At 41.6% G+C, this 20,231-nt stretch carries 16 protein-coding genes and 1 pseudogene; all 17 read left to right on the plus strand.

Translation table 11 applies throughout. The features are described 5' to 3' along the window. Positions 1-17: 17 nt before the first annotated feature. The 17 genes and pseudogenes from H8S07_RS03570 to H8S07_RS03650 all read left to right on the plus strand — a co-directional run bounded on the left by H8S07_RS03570 (position 18) and on the right by H8S07_RS03650 (position 20,179). Positions 18-311, plus strand: coding sequence for a DUF4315 family protein (locus H8S07_RS03570; RefSeq protein ID WP_028086445.1), 294 nt, complete (start codon positions 18-20; stop codon positions 309-311). Beyond that, positions 274-1,698, plus strand: coding sequence for a CD1107 family mobile element protein (locus tag H8S07_RS03575; RefSeq protein ID WP_330598500.1), 1,425 nt, complete (start codon positions 274-276; stop codon positions 1,696-1,698). Before H8S07_RS03570 ends, H8S07_RS03575 begins: the two co-directional genes overlap by 38 nt. Before the next feature lie 4 nt (positions 1,699-1,702). Further along, complete coding sequence (locus H8S07_RS03580) at positions 1,703-2,263, plus strand: MT-A70 family methyltransferase (RefSeq protein WP_055060305.1); 561 nt, start codon at positions 1,703-1,705, stop codon at positions 2,261-2,263. Beyond that, a pseudogene (locus H8S07_RS03585) lies at positions 2,260-3,711 on the plus strand (DNA topoisomerase); the annotation flags it as partial. The gene H8S07_RS03580 and the pseudogene H8S07_RS03585, both read left to right, overlap by 4 nt. An 11-nt stretch (positions 3,712-3,722) precedes the next feature. Continuing rightward, a complete protein-coding gene (locus H8S07_RS03590) occupies positions 3,723-5,645 on the plus strand; it encodes a recombinase family protein (RefSeq protein WP_117468932.1) in 1,923 nt (640 codons plus the stop codon). Beyond that, positions 5,642-6,025: a TnpV protein gene (locus tag H8S07_RS03595; RefSeq protein WP_117578208.1), complete on the plus strand. Its 384-nt coding sequence runs from the start codon at positions 5,642-5,644 to the stop codon at positions 6,023-6,025. The genes H8S07_RS03590 and H8S07_RS03595 overlap by 4 nt, the downstream gene beginning before the upstream one ends. 109 nt (positions 6,026-6,134) lie before the next feature. Next, positions 6,135-6,383 (plus strand): ferredoxin, encoded by a 249-nt coding sequence (locus H8S07_RS03600; RefSeq protein ID WP_117468933.1) that lies wholly within the window; start codon positions 6,135-6,137, stop codon positions 6,381-6,383. After that, complete coding sequence (locus tag H8S07_RS03605; RefSeq protein ID WP_117578210.1) at positions 6,361-6,651, plus strand: molecular chaperone; 291 nt, start codon at positions 6,361-6,363, stop codon at positions 6,649-6,651. The genes H8S07_RS03600 and H8S07_RS03605 overlap by 23 nt, the downstream gene beginning before the upstream one ends. A 265-nt stretch (positions 6,652-6,916) precedes the next feature. After that, complete coding sequence (locus H8S07_RS03610; RefSeq protein WP_117578212.1) at positions 6,917-7,486, plus strand: DUF6560 family protein; 570 nt, start codon at positions 6,917-6,919, stop codon at positions 7,484-7,486. Between the two features lie 390 nt (positions 7,487-7,876). Then, positions 7,877-9,109, plus strand: coding sequence for a hypothetical protein (locus H8S07_RS03615; RefSeq protein ID WP_009255108.1), 1,233 nt, complete (start codon positions 7,877-7,879; stop codon positions 9,107-9,109). A gap of 167 nt (positions 9,110-9,276) precedes the next feature. Next, positions 9,277-9,786 (plus strand): DUF5104 domain-containing protein, encoded by a 510-nt coding sequence (locus H8S07_RS03620; protein ID WP_009255107.1) that lies wholly within the window; start codon positions 9,277-9,279, stop codon positions 9,784-9,786. A 273-nt stretch (positions 9,787-10,059) separates the two neighbouring features. Next, complete coding sequence (locus H8S07_RS03625; protein WP_003864560.1) at positions 10,060-10,530, plus strand: hypothetical protein; 471 nt, start codon at positions 10,060-10,062, stop codon at positions 10,528-10,530. Between the two features lie 197 nt (positions 10,531-10,727). After that, a complete protein-coding gene (locus tag H8S07_RS03630) occupies positions 10,728-11,366 on the plus strand; it encodes a CHC2 zinc finger domain-containing protein (RefSeq protein ID WP_003864559.1) in 639 nt (212 codons plus the stop codon). Continuing rightward, complete coding sequence (locus H8S07_RS03635) at positions 11,278-12,654, plus strand: virulence-associated E family protein (protein WP_009255106.1); 1,377 nt, start codon at positions 11,278-11,280, stop codon at positions 12,652-12,654. The genes H8S07_RS03630 and H8S07_RS03635 overlap by 89 nt, the downstream gene beginning before the upstream one ends. A gap of 251 nt (positions 12,655-12,905) precedes the next feature. Beyond that, on the plus strand, positions 12,906-13,103 hold the full coding sequence (locus tag H8S07_RS03640; protein WP_003864557.1) for a hypothetical protein: 198 nt from the start codon (positions 12,906-12,908) through the stop codon (positions 13,101-13,103). Between the two features lie 65 nt (positions 13,104-13,168). Next, entirely contained in the window at positions 13,169-13,816 is a 648-nt protein-coding gene (locus H8S07_RS03645) for a DNA topoisomerase (protein ID WP_242859953.1), read from the plus strand. Positions 13,817-13,885: 69 nt separating this feature from the next. Continuing rightward, positions 13,886-20,179 carry a SpaA isopeptide-forming pilin-related protein gene (locus tag H8S07_RS03650; RefSeq protein ID WP_186855422.1) on the plus strand — a complete coding sequence of 2,098 codons (6,294 nt, stop codon included), beginning with the start codon at positions 13,886-13,888 and terminating at the stop codon, positions 20,177-20,179. The last annotated feature ends 52 nt before the right edge of the window (positions 20,180-20,231 follow it).

Here is a 20,231-nt window from a genome sequence, read left to right on the forward strand (position 1 = left end):
TCCGGAAAGGAGAAGAGATGAAAAGTCTTGAAAAAGCAACGGCAGATTATGAGAAAGCCAAGGAAAAAATGGAAGCATCCAAAGCCAGATATGAAGCAGACTTAAAGCGATTCAAGGCTGCGGAGATTGCAAAAACAGAAGCGGAAAATCTGGAAATTGTAAAAATTATCCGTGCGATGGATATGAGCATTCCAGAGCTGGAAGCTTTCAAAAAGAGAATGAAAAATGAACTGCCCGGCAGGGTAGAAATACAGAAGGAGGAAACAAGGTCTGATGATGAATTTAGAGAAGATGAAACAGAAGAAATCTAAAAATAGCGTGAAAAAAGGATTGCTTGCAGCAACGACATTTCTTTGCCTGACAACACCTTTGCTCCAGACACAGACTGCTTATGCAGCTGAGAATACCACACCTGCAATCACGATTGAGAAACCGGATGGCTGGAAACAGGGAGAAACAATCATTGCTGTTACGGTAGATGCCAGCCATATGCCGGAAGGTTTCTCGATAGCAAAAATTGAAGCAAAAGCAGGAAAAGATGGAAGCTGGCAGGATGTAACTGGAAGCGGAAGTATCACGATTACTGGAAACCAGACAGTGTACGTGCGTGTGACAGATGGTGAGGGGAAGGTCTATGAGCAGAATCGCTCTATTAAGTGTTATGACACGGAAAAGCCGACACTCTCTGCTTCCCTGACAGATGGTGTGCTGACGATTCAGGGGAATGATACAGTATCCGGGATTACTGCAGTAACAGTCAATGGCACCACTTATACAGACTTGAAGGATGGAATGCTGAGAGTGCAATTGACACAGAAAGATTTTACTACAAAACAGATTGAGATTACGGTAACAGACGGTGCCGGAAATACTTCGGAAAAGTATGTACTGCAGAATCCTTATTATGAATGGGCAAAGAAGCAGGCAGAGAAACAGAAAACTTCCAGTGACAGTAATGGTGCAATGGCAACTACGACCAGTGCAGATGCAACTGGGACTGAGAAAACAACGACTTCACCACTTCCACAGGATGCACAGGCTTCTGAGCCGACAGATGCAAAAGGAACCGTGGATGATCGGACAGTAACAGGTATTGAGGAACAGCTTAATAAAGAAGGCGAGACAGCAGATTCTGTTACCAAAACAGCTACGGAAGGCACAAAAGAGTTTTATACCATTTCAACTAAGAGTGGTAAGATTTTCTATCTGATCATTGATAATTCAAAATCTCAGGATAATGTGTATTTTCTTACAGAAGTCAGTGAAAAAGATCTGATGAATTTCACACTTTCTGATTCGGTGACACTTCCGGAAGTGGATACGGTTTATGCAGAACCAGAGAAAAAAGCAGAGGAAGAAAAACCGGAAACGACAGAGTCAGCCGAGAAAGATAAGGTAGAGGATGATATTCAGATGCCTGAAGATAAAAGTCCATTTGGAATGTATCTTTTGATTGCACTGGTTGCAGTCGGAGCTGCGGCAGGAGGATATTACTTCAAAGTCTATAAACCAAAACATGAATATGATGACGAGGATGAGATGGAAGAGGATGAAGATGAATCCGAAGATTCAGAGTCAGAAAAACGGGAAGTAGATGATGCAGATGAGCAGGAAGAAAGTACAGAACCGGAAATCCTGAGAGATGAAGATTTTGACGATAATGTGCTGGAAGATGAAGAAGAGGAGGAAGGGCGATGATTGAGTGCAGAATAAGAAATATCAGATTATATACGCCGATCCACCTTGGCAGTATAAAAGGAAAGCGGGTCAGGGAATTGCTTCAGATCATTACCCGACCATGAGTTTACAGGAAATTTGCAATCTTCCAGTAGGGAACTTAGCGGATAAAAATTGTGCTTTATTTCTCTGGGTCACTTTTCCGCAGCTGAGAGAAGGGTTAAGCGTGATTCAAGCATGGGGATTTCAGTATAAGACAGTAGCGTTTGTGTGGGTAAAGCAGAATAAAAAAGCAGATACTTTGTTTCTGGGGTTAGGTCACTGGACAAGAAGTAATGCTGAAATATGTTTGCTTGCTACTAGAGGAACGATTCGACGCAAGTCAGCCTATGTGCGTCAGATTATATTATCTCATATTGAAAAACACAGCAAGAAACCAGATGAGGCAAGGGATAGAATTGTTGAGCTTATTGGTGATGTACCAAGAATAGAATTGTTTGCACGACAGGCAACACCGGGGTGGGATGTCTGGGGAAATGAAATACAGTCAGATATAGAAATGAAAAGCGAGGAAGAAATAGAATGAAAGCATTAGTGATTGCAGAAAAGCCATCGGTTGCGATGGCACTGGCTTCCGTGCTTGGAGCCAGAACAAGAAAAGATGGCTACGTGGAGGGAAACGGTTATATCGTTTCCTGGTGCGTAGGACATCTGGTGGGATTATGCGATGCATCGGAATACGATGAAAAATATAAAAAATGGAGATATGAGGATCTGCCGATTGTGCCGGAATGTTGGAAACACAAGATTTTGGAGGGCACAAAGAAGCAGTTCGGAATCTTAAAGAAACTGATGAGAGATTCCAAAGTAGATGAGGTGATCTGTGCTACTGATGCAGGACGTGAAGGTGAGTTAATCTTTCGTTTGGTGTATGAGCAGGCAGGATGCAGAAAGCCGATGAAGCGGCTCTGGATCTCATCTATGGAAGAACAGGCAATTAAAGATGGATTTGCGTCATTAAAAGACGGTTCGTGTTATGACAGTCTCTACCAGTCAGCACTTTGCAGGGCAAAGGCAGACTGGCTGGTGGGAATCAATGCGAGCCGTCTTTTTTCTGTTCTGTATAACCAGAATCTGAAAGTTGGAAGAGTACAGACACCAACACTTGCCATGATCGTGGATCGAAATCAGAAGATCAAGGAATTTACCAAAGAAAAATATTATATGGCTCATATCAAGTTTGATGATATGGATGCAGTCACGGAGCATTTTCAGAAAAAAGAGGATGCAGATAAAGTGGCTGCGGATTGTGCGGAGCGTATGTGTGAAGTAGAGAAGGACGATGTGAAGGAGAAAACAGTTCGTCCACCGAAGCTCTATGATCTGACAACCTTACAGAGGGAAGCCAACCGAATGTTTGGTTATACCGCACAGCAGACGCTGGATGCCGTGCAGGAGATGTATGAGCAGAAGCTTGTTACTTATCCGAGAACAGACAGCCAGTATCTGACAGATGAGATGGGAGAAAGCACAGAAACTCTGATTCAGATGTTGCTTGGGAAAATGCCCTATGCCGAAGGGCTGGAATATCAGCCGGACGTGAGTAAGGTATTAAATTCAAAGAAAGTATCTGATCACCATGCAATTATCCCGACCATGGAAGTAGCAAAGGCAGATATAGGTAAACTGAAAGAACGAAACTGCAAGATTTTGTATCTGATCAGTGCCAGGGTACTGACAGCAACCGCAGATCCTTATATTTATGAAAGCCATAAATGCCAGATTACCTGTAATTATCATACGTTTTATCTCACGGCAAAGAAAACAAAGCAGGAAGGATTCAAGGCAATCGAAAATAAATTGAAACAGTTCTTTGGCGTAAAGATTGAGAAAGAAGAGCCGGAGCTGGATATCTGGGCTGGCAAGCATTACGGTCCTTGTGATTCTTTTGTATCGGAGCATTTTACACAGCCACCGAAACAGTACACAGATGTGATATTTTGTGAGCGTAAGGAGTGGATAGGAATTGAAGAAAGGAGTTCAGCATGAGAAGAAAAAAAGATAAAAGCAATGGCATTACTGCTTTGTATGAAAGACTGTCTCGTGATGACGATAATGCTGGAGAGAGTAACAGTATAGTTCATCAAAAGCGAATGCTTGAAGATTATGCTATAAAACATGGCTTTACGAATCTTGTTCATTTTACCGATGATGGTTGGAGTGGAGCGACTTTTGACAGACCTTCATGGAACAGACTTGTTGAAGGTGTTAAAAACGGAGAAATCACTGTCTGTATCTGCAAGGATATGTCCAGAATCGGCAGAGATCATCTGCAAGTAGGTTTTTTCACTGATATTCTGTTTAGAGAAAAGGAAGTTCGATTTATAGCAATCAATAATGGTATTGACAGTGACCGTCAAGAAACCAGTGAGTTTGCCCCTTTTCTGAATATCATGAATGAGTGGTTTGTCAGGGACACAAGTAAGAAAATTAAAGCTGTACTGAAATCCAGAGGTTCTTCCGGCAATGCGCATACAAGTAATATCCCACCATACGGCTATTTGAAAGACCCCGAAAACCACGACCATTGGATTATTGATGAAGAAGCTGCTGAAGTAGTCCGCAGAATTTATCGTATGACTATTGAGGGAAAAGGACCTTATCAGATAGCAAGAGAACTTTCAGAAGAAAAAATTGAAAGACCCTCTTATTATCTTGGAAAAAAGGGACTTGGAAATCATGCAAGCAACTATGACAAAGAAAATCCGTATATGTGGCGAGGCAATCAGGTTACTACTCTGATTGCCCGACCAGAGTATATCGGAAAGACTGTCAACTTCAGGACATTCAAAAATTCCTATAAGGACAAAAAAGTGAAAAGGACAAATAAGGAAGATTGGGTGGTTTTTGATGATACACAAGAGCCTATTGTCGATGAAGAAACATGGCTGCTTGCTCAAAAGTTAAGACAGAATGTAAGAAAAGCAGATCCTATGGGCGAACCTAATGTTCTGACCGGAAAGATTTACTGTGCTGACTGTGGTGCGCCGATGTATAATCACAGGGAACGAAAAGGGCGAGAAAGAATATATTATACTGCTAAAGGAGAAAAAAGGACAAGTTATTCCAATCCGGCAGATTGTTATGAATGTTCCACATATAATCTGGGGCGTCAGAAATATGACCGGCATTGTACTTGCCACCATATTTCAACAAAAGCACTTAAAAGCATCATTCTAAAAACCATACAGGAAACTTGCCACTATGTTTCTTTGAATGAGCAGGAGTTTGTCTATTCTTTGCAAGAAGAATCGGCGATGAAAGATATTGCTGTTTCTGAAACTGTAAAAAAACGCATTGAAAGAAATCAGAAGCGACTTCACGAATTGGATATGCTTATCAGGAAAATCTATGAGGATAATGTGATTGGAAGATTACCGGACAGGCTTTTTCAGAGTATGCTTACTGATTATGAAAATGAGCAGAACGAGCTAAACAAGATTATTGAAACTGACACCGCTGATATGCAACGGATTATAGGCGGTCAAAATAATGTGGAGCGTTTTCTAAAGCTGGTTAAAAAGTATGAGAACATTACAGAGCTTACTCCTGCCATGATAAATGAATTTATAGACAAAATACTGGTTCACGAGCCACAGGGAAAAGGTGCAGACCGCACCACAGAGGTGGAGATATATCTTAACTATGTCGGGCAATTTCAAGTACCTGTGGAGCAGCATGAACCAACAGAGGAAGAAAGGATTGCTGCTGAAAAAGAAGCAGATCGACTTCGCAGAAAACGAGAATCCAATCGTAAGTATATGAAAAAAATTCGTGAGAAATCAAAAGAATTTGCGGAGCATGAGCGTATAGCAGAAGAAAAAAGTTCTGATAGCAATGTGTGTGCTGAACAGAACGCCGTAACCAAATCAAATCGGCAAAAAGTGAGAGGAGAAAAAATAGCATGACAGAATTGAAACCACGAATCCATGATGAAAGCAACGGTCTGGACTATGTTCTTGTGGGCGATTACTATGTGCCGGACTTGAAGCTGCCGGAGGAACACCGCCCTATCGGTATGTGGGGCAGACTGCACAGGACATATTTGGAGCAGTACCGCCCTGCAAGGTTCTCTGCCCTCTGTTTATCCGGCAAACTGCATACTTACCTTGCTGACCTGAACGAACAGGTAGCGGAAAGGTGCAGCCTTGTCATTGAGCAGATGAAACAAGCCGAGGGTGTGACCGAAACCATGAAAGCAGACAATCAGATGTTGTGGGTACAGTCCATGAACTCTATCCGTAACCGAGCCGAAGAAATCATCAGACAGGAAATGATTTACTGCTGATTTTATCAAGTCCAAAACCAACAAATCTATATCGTAAACGAAGCGACAGGTATTTTCTTATGAAGTGTCTGTCGATTTTCATTTATCAAACTTTAAGGAGGAAAACACAATGAAGATGAACCGGAATGAAATGAAAGCCATTTATGCCTTTGGCTGTCCGAACCTGAAAGCAACTGTCGAGCGTTTGCGTATGGTGGCTGCCCTTGCACCCGATCCGGCGACGAAGAAGCTGTTTTATATGCTTTCCGTCAAGCTGAGTGCTGAGGGTGTTGAAAGGTGGTATCGCTGCTTTTACTGCAAGCTGCGTGTGTTGAAAAACCATAGGGAGGGCTGCTATGGCGAGACTTACGAAGATTGAGAAAGAAACAATCGTTCTCTTTAATGAGGGCGAGGACAAGGCAAATATCTACACCCACAACGCCGGATTGAAAAAGAGGTTGGCTGCTTTTGCTAAGAAGTACCCTGACCTTTGCAGACTGGAAAAATCCAATGTTCAAGGCGGTATTTCTTATGAGCTGGCAAAATCCCGTTTGTCTATCCGTTTCCTGCCGCCTTACAGTGAGGAACGCAGACAGAAAGCCAGCGAATATGCGAAAAAGCATGGGCTGAACAGTCAGCAGGGATAATGTGATAATCAGGGCTGATATGCGGTTAAAATGTCAGGTGCAGACCTGATGTTTTGACCGTTGCCTATCGTCTGCAAGGAAAGTATCGGGGACTATGGATTTTGCAGAAATGTGCGTTACAAGGCTTGAACAGGAACTCTGTATACAAAATTTTTTCTTCCATTCTTTAAGTTGATGAAGTATAATGAGATATGAAAAAGTGAGGTTTTAAATACTCGAATTTAAACAATCATTTTTACATATCTGGAACTATGGAGGGCAAAAAATGAATGGTTTTTTACGAATGTGTTTGAATATAATTACACAAATAGGTCCCTATTTAGTTGTACTTCTTCTTTTGACATATATTGTAAATCTTCAACAAAAGAGAGCTAAAGAACGAGAGGAAGAACAGAAAAAGGGAATAATAAGGACGCATTATATAATAAAAACCGAAAAAGTACTTACTATGTTTTTTGTATTGGCGGTGTTTCTTTTTGGGGGAGCTACGGTAGCCAGTGCTATTCAACAAGATGATTTGTTTCCACCACTCGTTTTTAGCATTTTCTTTATTGTTTCTTTAATCGGCTCATTGAATATGATTATGTGGAAACTGGAAGTGAACGGAGATGAAATCACATGGCGTTCAACTTTTGGCAGAAAGAGAACTTTTCACTTTGAAGATATTACCTATTGCGAGAGAAAGAAAGGTTCTATGCGTGTATATGTAAATGGAGAAAAATTATTTACCATTGATAGTAATATTGACAAAGAAGAATTTATGGAGGACATAAAAAGAAGAAGAATCCCTGTAAAATCTTACTGGGCAAATCAGCATAAGAAAAATCGTAAATGACATAGATTTTATAACAGTACGATGTTAGACAACTGAATATGACCGTCAAGGTCAGATGAAGAAACCGATGTATTGAGCGTAAAGCAATCATGCGTCGGTTTTTCTTTTTGCAAAATAGTCCGGTGGACTGTTTTGTAAAACCGAAGGAACTGACAGAGCTTGAGACGGGGCGAAGTCAGTTTGTTCGGGCGGGAGTACAGAGGGTGCAACCCTTTGTGCATGGGTACAGGGAATGCAATACCCCTGTGCAGGTCAAGGGCGGCAGCCTTGCCCAGTTAAGTGGCGTTTCGCCACTTAGTACTGGGTATTACTTGACGCAGAAAGCCGCAAGGAATCAGCTTCGCTGCCCTTCTCCCCTGTCGGGGAAATCAAAAAGAAGGAGGAACTCATGTGAAATTAACAAGGCACAATGGACGAGCCGGAAAGAATGGCGTTTATAATCCGAAGCACAATGACCGCAGTTTTGACATTGCCAACAGCGAACACATTGACGAAGAACGAGCCAAACAAAATCTCTATTGGGACTGTTACAATGGCTTCCGCAATTTCAAAAATCCCGAAAAGGAAAATGAGCTGTCTGCCACTTTTGAAGATGTGGAACAGCTTTTTTATCGTCAGCGGTATCGTGATTTTGTGACCGGACAGAACGAAAGAAATGTGAAGAACCGACACCCTGAAAGAAATAAGGAAACCGGAGATTTGCTCAAAAGCAAAAAGACCTGCCCAGAGGAAACGGTCTATCAGATTGGAACGCTTGATAATCATGTTCCACCAGAACTGCTCATTGAGATCGTCACAGAATTTATGGAAATCGTAAATGAGCGTTTCGGCTCTCATGTCCATATCCTGAATTGGGCACTGCACTTGGATGAAAGCACCCCTCATATTCACGAGCGTCATGTGTTCGACTGTGAAAATCAATATGGGGAGATTGCCCCACAACAGGAAAAGGCTTTGGAAGCACTGGGGTTTGAACTGCCAGAACCGGAGAAGCCTGTCGGAAGAAAAAATAACCGCAAGATGACTTTCGATTCAGCCTGCCGAGTGCTGTTGTTTGATGTGGCGAAAAAGCATGGCTTACAACTGGAAGAAGAACCGGAATATGGTGGTCGTGCTTATCTGGAAAAACAGGACTATATTCTTTTCAAGCAAAAGGAGCAACTGGCAGCACAGGAGCAAAAGTTGGAAGAACTCACGATGAAGATTGAAGATGTGGAAGCTCTGGTGGACGAGGTTGCCGATATTGCCTATGACAAGGCGGTTGAGGTCGTTGCTGATACTGTAAAACTGGAAACGCACAAGGAGGATATTAAGCTGGTGGAGCAGTCTAAAGCGTGGGTTCTCTCCCCTGAGCGTAAGGCTTCAAAGAAAGAAGTTGAGTATGCAGTGAAACGATTGGATGGCGTGATTGCCAGAATCACAAACGCTATGAAATCAACCATTCAGAAAATCCAAACCACGCTGATGAAACCGGAGGTCAAAAAAGCCGGAACGGAGCAAATCAAGAAGAAAGCCAAAAATTCTATTATAGAGCAGTTGAGCCGCAAAAAGAAAGAAATTGCAGAGCGTGAAGTCAGCCGGACGGATCAGGCAAAAAGCAAAAAACAGGATATGGAACTCTAAAGCACTTGCTGTTTTCACTTTGAAAATGACAGGTGCTTTTGCTTTAGGGAGTAAGAAAATATCTTCCATTCTTTAGGTTGATGAAGTATAATGATAGTAAGAAATTTTTTGTAATGACCTTAATCCAATAAGTGATTTTGCAATTATTCAGTAAAGGATGTAATTATATGAAAAAAGTATTGTTGCTTTCCAGTGTGATTATTATACTCGGTTTAACAGGCTGCTCTAACAAATATTTCAATGACTGGTTTAGCTCTGAACAAAATGAAACGGATAAGATGTGTCAACAAATTATCGAGGCATGTAAGCAACAGGATTCAGAGAAACTCAAATCTCTATTTTCCGAAGAAAGCAAAAAGAACATTGAGAATTTAGACACTGAAATCTCTGATTTTTTCGATTATATTGAGGGCAGTATCCAAAGTTTTGAGGGCGATTGTGCATCATCAAGTGAAAGCAACTATGGTAAAAGGAAAACGGAATTGGATGGTATGTATCTCATATTGACAGAGAAGGAACGGTATTGTATGAATTTTTATATGTATAGTGAGGATGATGAAAATGCTCAAAATGTGGGGATATATAAAATTGAAATTGCATTGGAGAGCGAAGTGGCTGAGGATAATTTTATATGGGATAATCCCCCAAACGGTATTTTTGTTGGAGGACAAAATTGATTTTTGTTATGAGAGAACATTAAAGTATAAATTTCGGATGGTATAAGAAAAACTGACTACAATTAAATCTTCACAGCTTTACTAAGCAGGAAATCTGAAAAGTTCTCCTGCTTTTTTGCACTCAAAATAGAATGTGGAACTCTAAGACACTTGCTGTCTTCGTTTTGAAAATGACAGGTGCTTTTGCTTTGGGAGGCAAGAAAAAATCTTCCATTCTTTAGGTTGATGAAGTATAATGTAAGCAACAAACTTGAAGTTTAAGGGGATGATATTATGGATTTTGCTATATTTAGATTGTTTATAAGAGTTTCATTATTTGTTATAGCGTTAATTGCTTGCATTATCTATCTAATTAAAAAAAGAAAACTTATCTATTCGATATTTTTTGATAAAGAAGCGATAAAAAAAGAATATACTGGAAAAAATGATATAATATTTCTTCGATTGGCTAATACCATTCTTGTTATAGTAGCTATTCTTTTAATCTTATATTTGAAAGATTTTGTTTTAGATATGCCTTACATCATAAACAAACAGTATAGTTATGCAGAAGGATATGTAACTGAACAATCTCATGGTGGTGCAGATATATCTTCTGAAAGAAGAAGTATTTTTCTATATGATAAAGTTAAAGATGATGAAATCGAAATCACAGTATTTTCAAGGTATATTGATAAAAATACTTATTTAAAGGTACAATATCTTCCGCATACGAAATATGGTGCTATTGTAGAAATTAAATAATTCATTCTAAAAAGAAAATTTCCAGTTTGTATAACTGGCAACCCAACCACAATTAAATCTTCACAGCTTTGCTAAGCAGGAAATCTGAAAAGGTCTCCTGCTTTTTTGCACCTAAAATTAAATATGGAACTCTAAGGCACTTGCTGTTTTCGTTTTGAAAATGACAGGTGCTTTTTTCGTTTCAGGAAAGGAGTCACATGAATGTATTTGAAGTTGTAAAAGAAAATGTTACTGCCCGACAAGCCGCAGAAGCCTATGGCTTGAAAGTGGGTCGCACAGGTATGGCGTGCTGTCCGTTTCACTCAGATAAGTCCCCCAGTATGAAGCTGGATGAACGCTATTACTGTTTTGGCTGCGGAGCAACCGGAGACGCTGTTGATCTCACAGCGAAGCTATTCGGTATCGGGCTGAGGGAAGCTGCTGTCAAACTTGCTGAAGATTTTGGTCTTAACTATGACAGCCGACAAAAGCCCAGTGTCCGCCCTCGTATTCGTGAGCCGACACCGGAACAGAAGTATCAAAAAGGAGAAAATCATTGCTACAAGGTGCTGACGGATTATTTTCATCTTCTTAGAGAATGGGAAAAGAAATACGCTCCTAAACAGCCGGATGAGGAATGGAATCCCCTGTTTGCAGAAGCACTGCATAAGAAGAACTATATCGAATATCTGCTTGATATTCTTCTGTATGGTTCATTGGAGGAACGAAAAGCACTTGTGGCAGAACAGAGAAAGGAGGTGTTAAAACTTGAACAGCGAATTGCAGAACTGTCAGCAGACAGAACCATGCACAGTAGAAGAAATCCGAAACAGCTTAGAGCAGAGCGAGAAAGGTAAGGTTTATAATACTGCCGCAAATTATAAGCGTGTTCTGCAATATGATCCACTTTTGAAAGGGGCTATCCGAAAAAATCTTCTGACCGAAAGAATCGACATTGTGAAGCCCCTCGGTTGGTATCGTGACAGCCCGACATTGACGGATGTGGATGTGAAATATCTGCTCCTATATTTTGAAGAAAACTATGGATTGACCGTAGAGAAGAAAATCATAGACGCAGTTGCGGTTATTGCCAACGAAAACCGTTACCACCCTGTCTGTGATTTTCTTAATGCCCTGCAATGGGACGGAACAGAACGCATACGCTTCTGTCTGCACCGCTTTCTCGGTTCTGATACAGATGATTACACCTATGAAGCATTGAAGTTGTTTCTGTTGGGTGCTATCTCACGAGCCTTTAAGCCGGGGTGCAAATTTGAGGTTATGCTCTGTCTTGTGGGCGGTCAGGGAGCTGGAAAGTCCTCTTTCTTCCGTTTGCTTGCGGTCAATGATGACTGGTTCTCTGATGACTTGAAAAAGCTGGATGATGAAAATGTGTACCGCAAAATGCAGGGGCATTGGATTATTGAAATGTCGGAAATGATTGCAACCGCTAACGCTAAGAGCATTGAAGAAATCAAGTCCTTTCTGAGCCGCCAAAAGGAAACCTATAAGATACCGTATGAAACACATCCGGCAGACAGAAAACGACAATGTGTGTTTGGAGGTTCTTCTAATACCCTTGACTTTCTTCCCCTTGACCGAACAGGCAACCGCCGCTTCGTTCCGGTTATGGTCTATCCTGAAAGGGCTGAGGTTCATATTTTGGCGGATGAACAGGCTTCCAGAGAGTATATCAATCAGATGTGGGCAGAAGCTATGGAGATTTACAGAAGCGGCAATTTCCGTCTGAGATTCAGTCCGGCTATGAACGATTATCTGAAAGCCCACCAAAAGGATTTTATGCCGGAGGACACAAAGGCAGGACAGATTTTAGACTATCTGGAACGCTATTCCGGCAGCATGGTCTGTTCCAAACAGCTTTATAAGGAAGCACTGGGGCATGATTATGACGAACCGAAACAATGGGAACTGCGAGAGATCAATGACATTATGAATAACGCTGTCACAGGCTGGATGGCGTTCAGCAATCCGAGGTATTTTCCAGAGCCTTACCGCCGACAAAAAGGCTGGGAGCGTATTAGGAACGACAACGAGCCTGACAACAGCATGGATGGTTTTCAAGAAATCCCGACAGAGGAAATGGAACAGTTAGGACTTCCAGAAGAATGGTTGAAGCAAAAATAAAAGCCCGTTGTCGCTTCGGTTGTCGAGCCGGTTGTCGGTCTGGTTGTCGGGCAAAAATCCCGAAAGCCTTGATATTGCGGCACTTTTCCCTCTCTGACAACCATGACAACCAATATTATAAAGAAAAAGGAAATAGTAAAAAGATAGTATCGCCCGATAAAGAAAAAAGGTTTTTTGATGTCCGTTGTCGGAACTTCGTTGTCAGACCTTTCCTTGTCGGGCTTTTTTCATTTAATTAGGAGGAATATCGTATGACAAATATTGTGAACAGTACACTACCCACCCAAAATAACCATTCGGAGAAAAACAAACCGGATGGAGTTTTTGTGATTAAGCAAGGCAAAACAAATTATAAAGTCAAAGTGTTTTTTGATCATAGTAGCGGTTTGACTGCTGAGGACAGATTGAAACGCATTATTCAGGCAGAAGCAGAGAGAGAATCTGCGTAAATAATATGAAAAATATCCACGCACCCCCTTGACAAAAGCTTTCAGAAGATACCCTGCTTTCTGCTATGGAACGTGCAGGAAATGAAGAACTGACCGAAGATACAGAGAAGAAAGGACTTGGTACTCCGGCAACAAGGGCAGCAATCATTGAAAAACTGATTCAGTCTGGCTTTGTGAAAAGAGAAAAGAAAAATCTGGTACCGACAGATGATGGCAATGTACTGATTACGGTTCTGCCGGATGAGATTAAATCTCCGAAGATGACAGCAGAGTGGGAAATGGCATTGAATCACATTGCCCAGAATACAGAGACAGCAGATGAATTCCTAAATGGGATTACAGAGCTGATGCAGGAACTGGTTGCCAGATATCAGGGGATTTCAGAAGAGAAGAAAAATCAGTTTCAGGGAAAAGCAAAAGGAGAAGTCATTGGCAAATGTCCCCGTTGTGGAGCTGATGTCCGAGAAGGAAAAGTAAACTTTTACTGTTCTGACCGGAATTGTGCTTTTACCTTGTGGAAGAATGATAAATTCCTTGCAAGCCAGGGGAAAAAGATGGATAAGACGACAGCAAAGAAGTTCCTGTCTAAAGGAAAAATCCATTATAAGGATCTGGTATCCAGAAAAACAGGGAGACAGTATGAAGCAACTGTGGAAATGGTTGATCCCGGCGAGGGAAATGTGCAGTTCAATCTGAGTTTTCCGCAACGATAAGCAGTGTATTGCAGGCAGTCTAAGGACTGTCTGTTTTAATACAAATATTATGAAAGAGAGGACCTTAGCATGAAGAAAAAAGGTAATTTTAGAAAAGTAGTATCTGGCTTGCTGGCAGGCATGACAATGCTTAGTACAGTGTTATCTCCGATGACTGCATATGCAGCGGAGATCCAGCCAGAGGAAAAACCTCCACTTTATGAGGAAGTGAAAGACCTTCTGGATGAAGATGAGGTGGTGACTGCCAAAGATTATGAAATTGAAACAGGCAGTGTTTTTGATGTGAAATCAGATTACACGGGACTGGAAATCAAGGATGATAACAAGGTCAAAGTCACATTTGAGGAAGCAAAGAATGACAAGAATGAGGATTTTACGACAGATCATGTGGACACTTACAAAGCGGTCTATTATGTGGAACCGGTAAATCAGGAGCATCCGAAGTACCAGATCAGCCGAAAACTGATTGTGCGTGATAAAGAAACAGAAGTACAGACAGAGGCGGCAGGGAGTGAAGCAGTGACTGAGTCCGAAACAGCTGGCAGTGAACAGCAGACAGAAGAAGCGGAGGAGTCAGAATCAGACTCGGAGATTACCGATATTGGCGCTGATGAATTTGATGATTTGGTAGAGCAGGCACAGAATCAGGATACCTATGATGAAGAATCAGGGTTAGAGCTTCATGATGTTTTGGAACAGGCAGGAGACGAAGGTGTGGATCTTGATTCTATGGAAGAAGGAGAGATTGCAACATTTGAAGCAGTTTCGGCTTATTCAGCAAGAAGTACACAGCAGGTAACAATCGAAAAAGGACCTCTGTATAGATATGCAGATTATAATCTTGGAACCTATCTGACAGAGCCGTACTATATCAGCTACGGAAGCGTCAGAGCAACTGCGTATTGTGTACAGCCAGCAAAACCTGGACCAGGATCTGGAAATTATACAATCACAAAGATTGGGGACAATCAGGCGTTAGCAAAAGTGTGTTATTACGGTACAGATGCCGCAGGGAGCGAAAGCTTTTTTGCGAATAAACACACGGATTTCTCAGAAGGAAAAAGATTCATCATTATTCACATGGCTGCATCTTATGCCAATGGAAGCAGTGATGCATTCTATGGAACAAATGCTACAGGCGAGGCTTTGGCAAAAGAGCTTTATAATTATTGTGTGAATAAGCCGGAAATACCAGATGTAGCGATGTCATTTTCCAAACCGAATGTAAAAGCTTATGTAGATGGAAATGTTCAGAGAACGGAGAACATTCAGTTCAACGCATCTTCCCAGCAGAAAATTACAATGGACTTACCAAAGGGAGTAAAGCTCCATAATGTATCTACTGGAAATGTAAGTGCGGCAGGTGCAAGCGTAACAATTGGAGGAGGAACCACGTTTTATCTTTCAGCGCCTCTGACACAGACAAAAGATGTAAGTGCTACTTTTTCTACAAAGATGAAGGGAAGTATTACAAAAGATTATTCAGCATATAAATTGACTACGAATGCAAGTGTTCAGGATCTGGCATTTGTATTTGGAGAAGGTGTTGCTGATGAAAAATATGTAAGCTTAAAGGTGTCCTGGATTGAACAGGCTACGATCGAAATCGTAAAGAAAGACGATACAGCGGATGTCAATCTTGCAGGTGCAGTATTCGGTGTATACAGCGATGAGGCTTGTACAAAGCTGATCACTCAGATGCCGGCAACAGATAAGAATGGAAAATCTTCTGTTACGATCATCAAGACACAGGATACTGTTTATCTGAAAGAGATCACAGCACCACAGGGATATGTAGTAAATGCAACGGCAACAAATGTAAAACTGGTAGCAAGTAAGACCTCAGCTGTAACCGTGGAAAATAAGGAACAGCTGGCAGAGCTTACCATTTACAAAGAAGGACAGGTTCTGACCGGAGCAGATGTCAGTGAAAATGGAACGGTATTTCAGTATGAAAACCGCAGACAGAAAAATGCAGTGTATAACGTGTATGCCGGGGCAGATATCGTAACAGCTTATGGCACAAAAGTGTACAGCAAAGGTGACCTTGTAAAAGAAAACCTGACAACAGGTGAGAATGGTTCTGTCACACTGAAAAACCTGCATCTTGGAACCTACGTGGTAAAAGAAACAAAAGCACCGGACTCTTTCTATAACGGCAGCGAAGAAAAGTCAGTGACTCTAACTTATGCTGGTCAGAACAAAGAAGTTGTATTTGCAGATGTGACTTTTAACAACGAGAGACAGAAAGCAGATGTTTCCGTAGTAAAACAGGATAAAGACACCAAGAAACCACTGAAAGGCGGTATTTTTGCTCTGTATGCATCCGATGATATCAGAAATGCAGACGGAAGCGTTGTTGTGAAAAAAGGAACGCTGATTGAGAAAGTAACTACTGGCGCAGACGGAACTGCAAAATTTACAGCAGATCTTCCGATTGGATATTCCTATTCTGTAAAAGAAGATCAGGCGCCGGAAGGCTATGTAAGAAATACAGAAGATGTGTATACGTTCAAGTTTTCTTACACCAATGATAAAGAAGCAACCGTATCATTTGCCCATACCTTCAGCAATGACCGTGTGACAGCAAAGATCAATTTATTCAAAGTTGATAAAGAAACAGGAAAAGCAGTACCACAGGGAGATGCCACACTGAAAGGTGCAGTTTATGGTCTGTATGCCCGTGAAGATATCGTGCATCCGGATGGAGCAACTGGAACTATTTATAAAGCAGGAGAACAGGTAGCTTCTCTTACAACAGATGACAAAGGACAGTCTTCTGTAAATGGCTTATATCTTGGCAAATATTATATCAAAGAGATCACACCGCCGACCGGATACCTGGCAGATACAGAAGAGCATGATCTTGTGTGCAGTTATGAAGGAGATATGACAGCAGAAGTGAAAAGAGAGTGCACTTCCAGTGAGCAGGTCATCAAGCAGCCATTCCAGATCATCAAAGCAGCCAACAATGGAAAGACCGATGCAGATCTGTTATCCGGAGCTGGATTTACAGTTTATCTGAAATCTTCCCTTATAAAGAAAGCAGATGGAAGCTATGATTTTGATTCTGCCAAACCAGTAGTGAGCGGAGAAAATGGAGCAACTGAGATTTTCACAGATGAAAAAGGGTATGCCTGTAGTATTCCATTACCATTTGGAAGCTATATCGTGCGTGAAACTACAACACCGCACAATTATAAGCCAGTCGATGATTTTGAAGTGAATATCACAGAGCACCATCCAAATGAGCCGCAGATCTGGCGAGTGCTTCTGGATGAAGAGTTTAAGGCAAAACTGAAAATCGTGAAAAAAGACGATGAAACAAAGAAATCCGTATTGATTGCCGGAACAGAATTTAAGGTATATGACCTGGACAACAAAAAGTATGTGGAACAGGTAACAACTTACCCAGTGACAACCACTCACAAGTCCTATTTTACGGACAGCCAGGGATATCTGATCATGCCGAAGAATCTGAAGATCGGACATTACCGGATTGAGGAAGTCAACGCACCGGAAGGGTACACAATCAACAAGAACTATGTAGAGATTGCGGTGGATGCAAACACAGCATACCAGATGGATTCTGAGAGCGGAGATGCCATTATTACGGTAGATTACGAGAACCATCCGGTAAAAGGAAAGCTGACGATTTATAAAAAAGGTGAGATGCTGACCGGATTTAAGAAAGATTTTGTTTATGAAGAAAGATACCTGAAGGGTGCAGAATTTAATGTCTATGCAGCTGAAAATATCTATACACCGGATTATCAGAAAGACGAAAACGAAAACAGACAGCTGATCTATGCAAAAGATGCACTGGTAACAACGGTAACGACCGGGGAAGACGGAAAAGTAGTTGCTGATAACCTGCCACTTGGTTCTTACTATGTGGTAGAAAAGACTGCACCGGAAGGATTTGTCCTGAACCATGACAGATCGGATGTCTCATTTGTCTATGCCGATCAGGATACACCTGTGATTGAACAGGAAGTGACTGTTGGCGATGACCGACAGAAAGTTGCAATCCAGGTAGAAAAACAGGATGCAGAGAATGGTGCAACCGTAGCAGGGGCTGTCTTTGGTATCTATAACAAAGAGGATATCAAGGCAGATGGAAAAGTGATTGTGAAAGCAGATACACTCTTACAGAAAATGACTTCTGATAATGATGGTCTTGCAGTATGTACGCTGGATCTGCCACGTGGACAGTATTATGTGAAAGAGTTAAAAGCACCAGCGGGATTTGTATCCTCTGATGAAGTTCTGAATCTGGATGCTTCTTACCAGGGACAGGATGTGAAGACAGTAAAACTGAAAACAGTGAAAAAGAACCAGCCGACAACAGTTGAAATCACAAAATCTGATGTAACAACAGGTGTGGAACTGGATGGGGCAAAACTCACCGTTCTTGATAAAGAAGGAAATGTTGTGGATCAGTGGACTTCTGTAAAAGATCAGCCACATGTGATCAAACGACTGACAGTTGGAGAGGAATACACTCTTCGTGAGGAAATGGCACCTTATGGATATCTGAAAGCAACGGATGTGAAGTTCACGCTGAAAGATACTGCCGAGATTCAGAAAGTAGAGATGAAAGATGAAGTTCCAACAGGACTTCTAATCATCAACAAAAATGGAGAGTTTTTGGATAAGGTAACACTTCTGGATCAGGTAAAAGGTACTGTGGAGCATCTCTTTGAATATGTAACCGGAAGCCTTTCAGATGTGACGTTCGATGTATTTGCTGCGGAAGATATCAAAGCGGCAGATGGTGTCAGTGAAGATTATTTCAAAGCAGATGAAAAAGTGGGAACCATTACCACAGATTCCAATGGTATTGCACAGATGGGAGATCTACCGGCTGGCAAGTACTATGTGAAGGAAGTAAAAACTGCCCATGGTTATGTGCTGGACGGAGAGCCGAGATATGTTGATCTTTCCTACCGTGATCAGGACACACCAGTTATCACTTATGATGAGAAATGGCAGAATGCCCGTCAGAAAGTAAAGGTTACGGTTCTGAAGAAAGAAAAAGATACAGAACGTGTCCTTGCAGGTGGTGTCTTCGGTCTTTATACCAGTGAAGATATCAAAAATGCAAAGGGCGAGGTACTCCTTGAGAAAGACAGTCTGATCGAGCAGCGGGTAACGGATGAAAAAGGACAGATTACTTTTACGGCAGATCTTCCGGTAGACGGAAAATACTATGTGAAAGAGATCTTTGCGCCGGACGGATTTGTTACAACAGAAGAAGTACAGGAATTTACCTTTGAATATGCCGGAGAAGACCAGGCAGAAGTAAGCTACGACTTTACTTTTGAAAATCAGCCAACCACAGTGGAGCTGACCAAAACAGACCTGACAACAGGCAAAGAACTTCCAGGTGCACACCTGAAAGTGATGGATTCAGATGGCAATACAGTGGATGAATGGACTTCTACGGAAGAATCCCATGTGATTAAAGAACTGGTTGTTGGTAAGGAATACACCATGACAGAGACAAAACCGGCAGATGGATATGTCACTGCAGAAAGTATTACCTTTACAGTAGAAAATACAGCAGAAATTCAGAAGCATGAAATGAAAGATGATGTGACAAAAGTGCAGATCAGTAAGACGGATATCACAGGAGAAACTGAGATTCCGGGTGCGAAACTGACGATTCTCGATAAGGACGATCAGGTAGTAGAGAGCTGGACTTCTACAGAGGAAGCACATTATATCGAAAAACTGCCAATCGGTAAATATACCTTACGTGAAGAGCAAGCACCGAAAGGATATCTCCTGACAGCCGATGTGACATTTGAGGTGAAAGATACCGGAGAAATCCAGAAAGTGGCTATGAAAGATGATACTGCCAAGGGAAAAGTGATTCTCAATAAGACAGATAAATCATCAGGAGAACCGCTAAAAGGGGTAGAATTTGAACTTCGTGACAGCAAAGGAAAGGTTCTGGAAACCTTAAAGACAGATGCTGCCGGTCATGCAGAGAGTAAGCTGTATGAGATTGCCACATTTAAGAACGGCAAATATGATACCGCTATCAAGTATTATCTGGTGGAAACAAAGACACTGGACGGATACACACTGGATCAGACCCAGCATGAAGTGACATTTGCTTATGCAGATGACAGTACACCGGTTGTAGAAGTTACCTTTAATCTGACAAATGAGAAACCGGAAGTTCCAGAAACACCGAACACACCGGATACACCACAGTCCCATGAAGAGACAAAGGTATCAAACGCACCGAAAACAGGTGACAGCACGAATATATGGCTGCCGATCCTGCTTCTGGTAATCTCCACAGGAGGTATGGCAGGACTTTATTTCAGCAGGAAAAGGAAAAGCAAATAAGGAAACTAAAACCAATGGTTATGATTGGGAGCTTCTATGTGAGGCTCCCTTT

This window comes from Dorea hominis (genome assembly GCF_014287705.1).
In the GTDB taxonomy this organism is placed as follows: domain Bacteria; phylum Bacillota; class Clostridia; order Lachnospirales; family Lachnospiraceae; genus Dorea_D; species Dorea_D hominis.

Excerpts from the sequence above, each read along its gene's own strand:
- H8S07_RS03620 (WP_009255107.1), top strand. The coding sequence starts at position 9,277 with ATGAAAAAAGTATTGTTGCTTTCCAGTGTGATTATTATACTCGGTTTA.
- H8S07_RS03645 (WP_242859953.1), top strand. The coding sequence starts at position 13,169 with ATGGAACGTGCAGGAAATGAAGAACTGACCGAAGATACAGAGAAGAAA.
- H8S07_RS03575 (WP_330598500.1), top strand. The coding sequence starts at position 274 with ATGATGAATTTAGAGAAGATGAAACAGAAGAAATCTAAAAATAGCGTG.
- H8S07_RS03600 (WP_117468933.1), top strand. The coding sequence starts at position 6,135 with ATGAAGATGAACCGGAATGAAATGAAAGCCATTTATGCCTTTGGCTGT.
- H8S07_RS03570 (WP_028086445.1), top strand. The coding sequence starts at position 18 with ATGAAAAGTCTTGAAAAAGCAACGGCAGATTATGAGAAAGCCAAGGAA.
- H8S07_RS03625 (WP_003864560.1), top strand. The coding sequence starts at position 10,060 with ATGGATTTTGCTATATTTAGATTGTTTATAAGAGTTTCATTATTTGTT.
- H8S07_RS03595 (WP_117578208.1), top strand. The coding sequence starts at position 5,642 with ATGACAGAATTGAAACCACGAATCCATGATGAAAGCAACGGTCTGGAC.
- H8S07_RS03590 (WP_117468932.1), top strand. The coding sequence starts at position 3,723 with ATGAGAAGAAAAAAAGATAAAAGCAATGGCATTACTGCTTTGTATGAA.
- H8S07_RS03650 (WP_186855422.1), top strand. The coding sequence starts at position 13,886 with ATGAAGAAAAAAGGTAATTTTAGAAAAGTAGTATCTGGCTTGCTGGCA.
- H8S07_RS03640 (WP_003864557.1), top strand. The coding sequence starts at position 12,906 with ATGACAAATATTGTGAACAGTACACTACCCACCCAAAATAACCATTCG.
- H8S07_RS03605 (WP_117578210.1), top strand. The coding sequence starts at position 6,361 with ATGGCGAGACTTACGAAGATTGAGAAAGAAACAATCGTTCTCTTTAAT.
- H8S07_RS03630 (WP_003864559.1), top strand. The coding sequence starts at position 10,728 with ATGAATGTATTTGAAGTTGTAAAAGAAAATGTTACTGCCCGACAAGCC.
- H8S07_RS03610 (WP_117578212.1), top strand. The coding sequence starts at position 6,917 with ATGAATGGTTTTTTACGAATGTGTTTGAATATAATTACACAAATAGGT.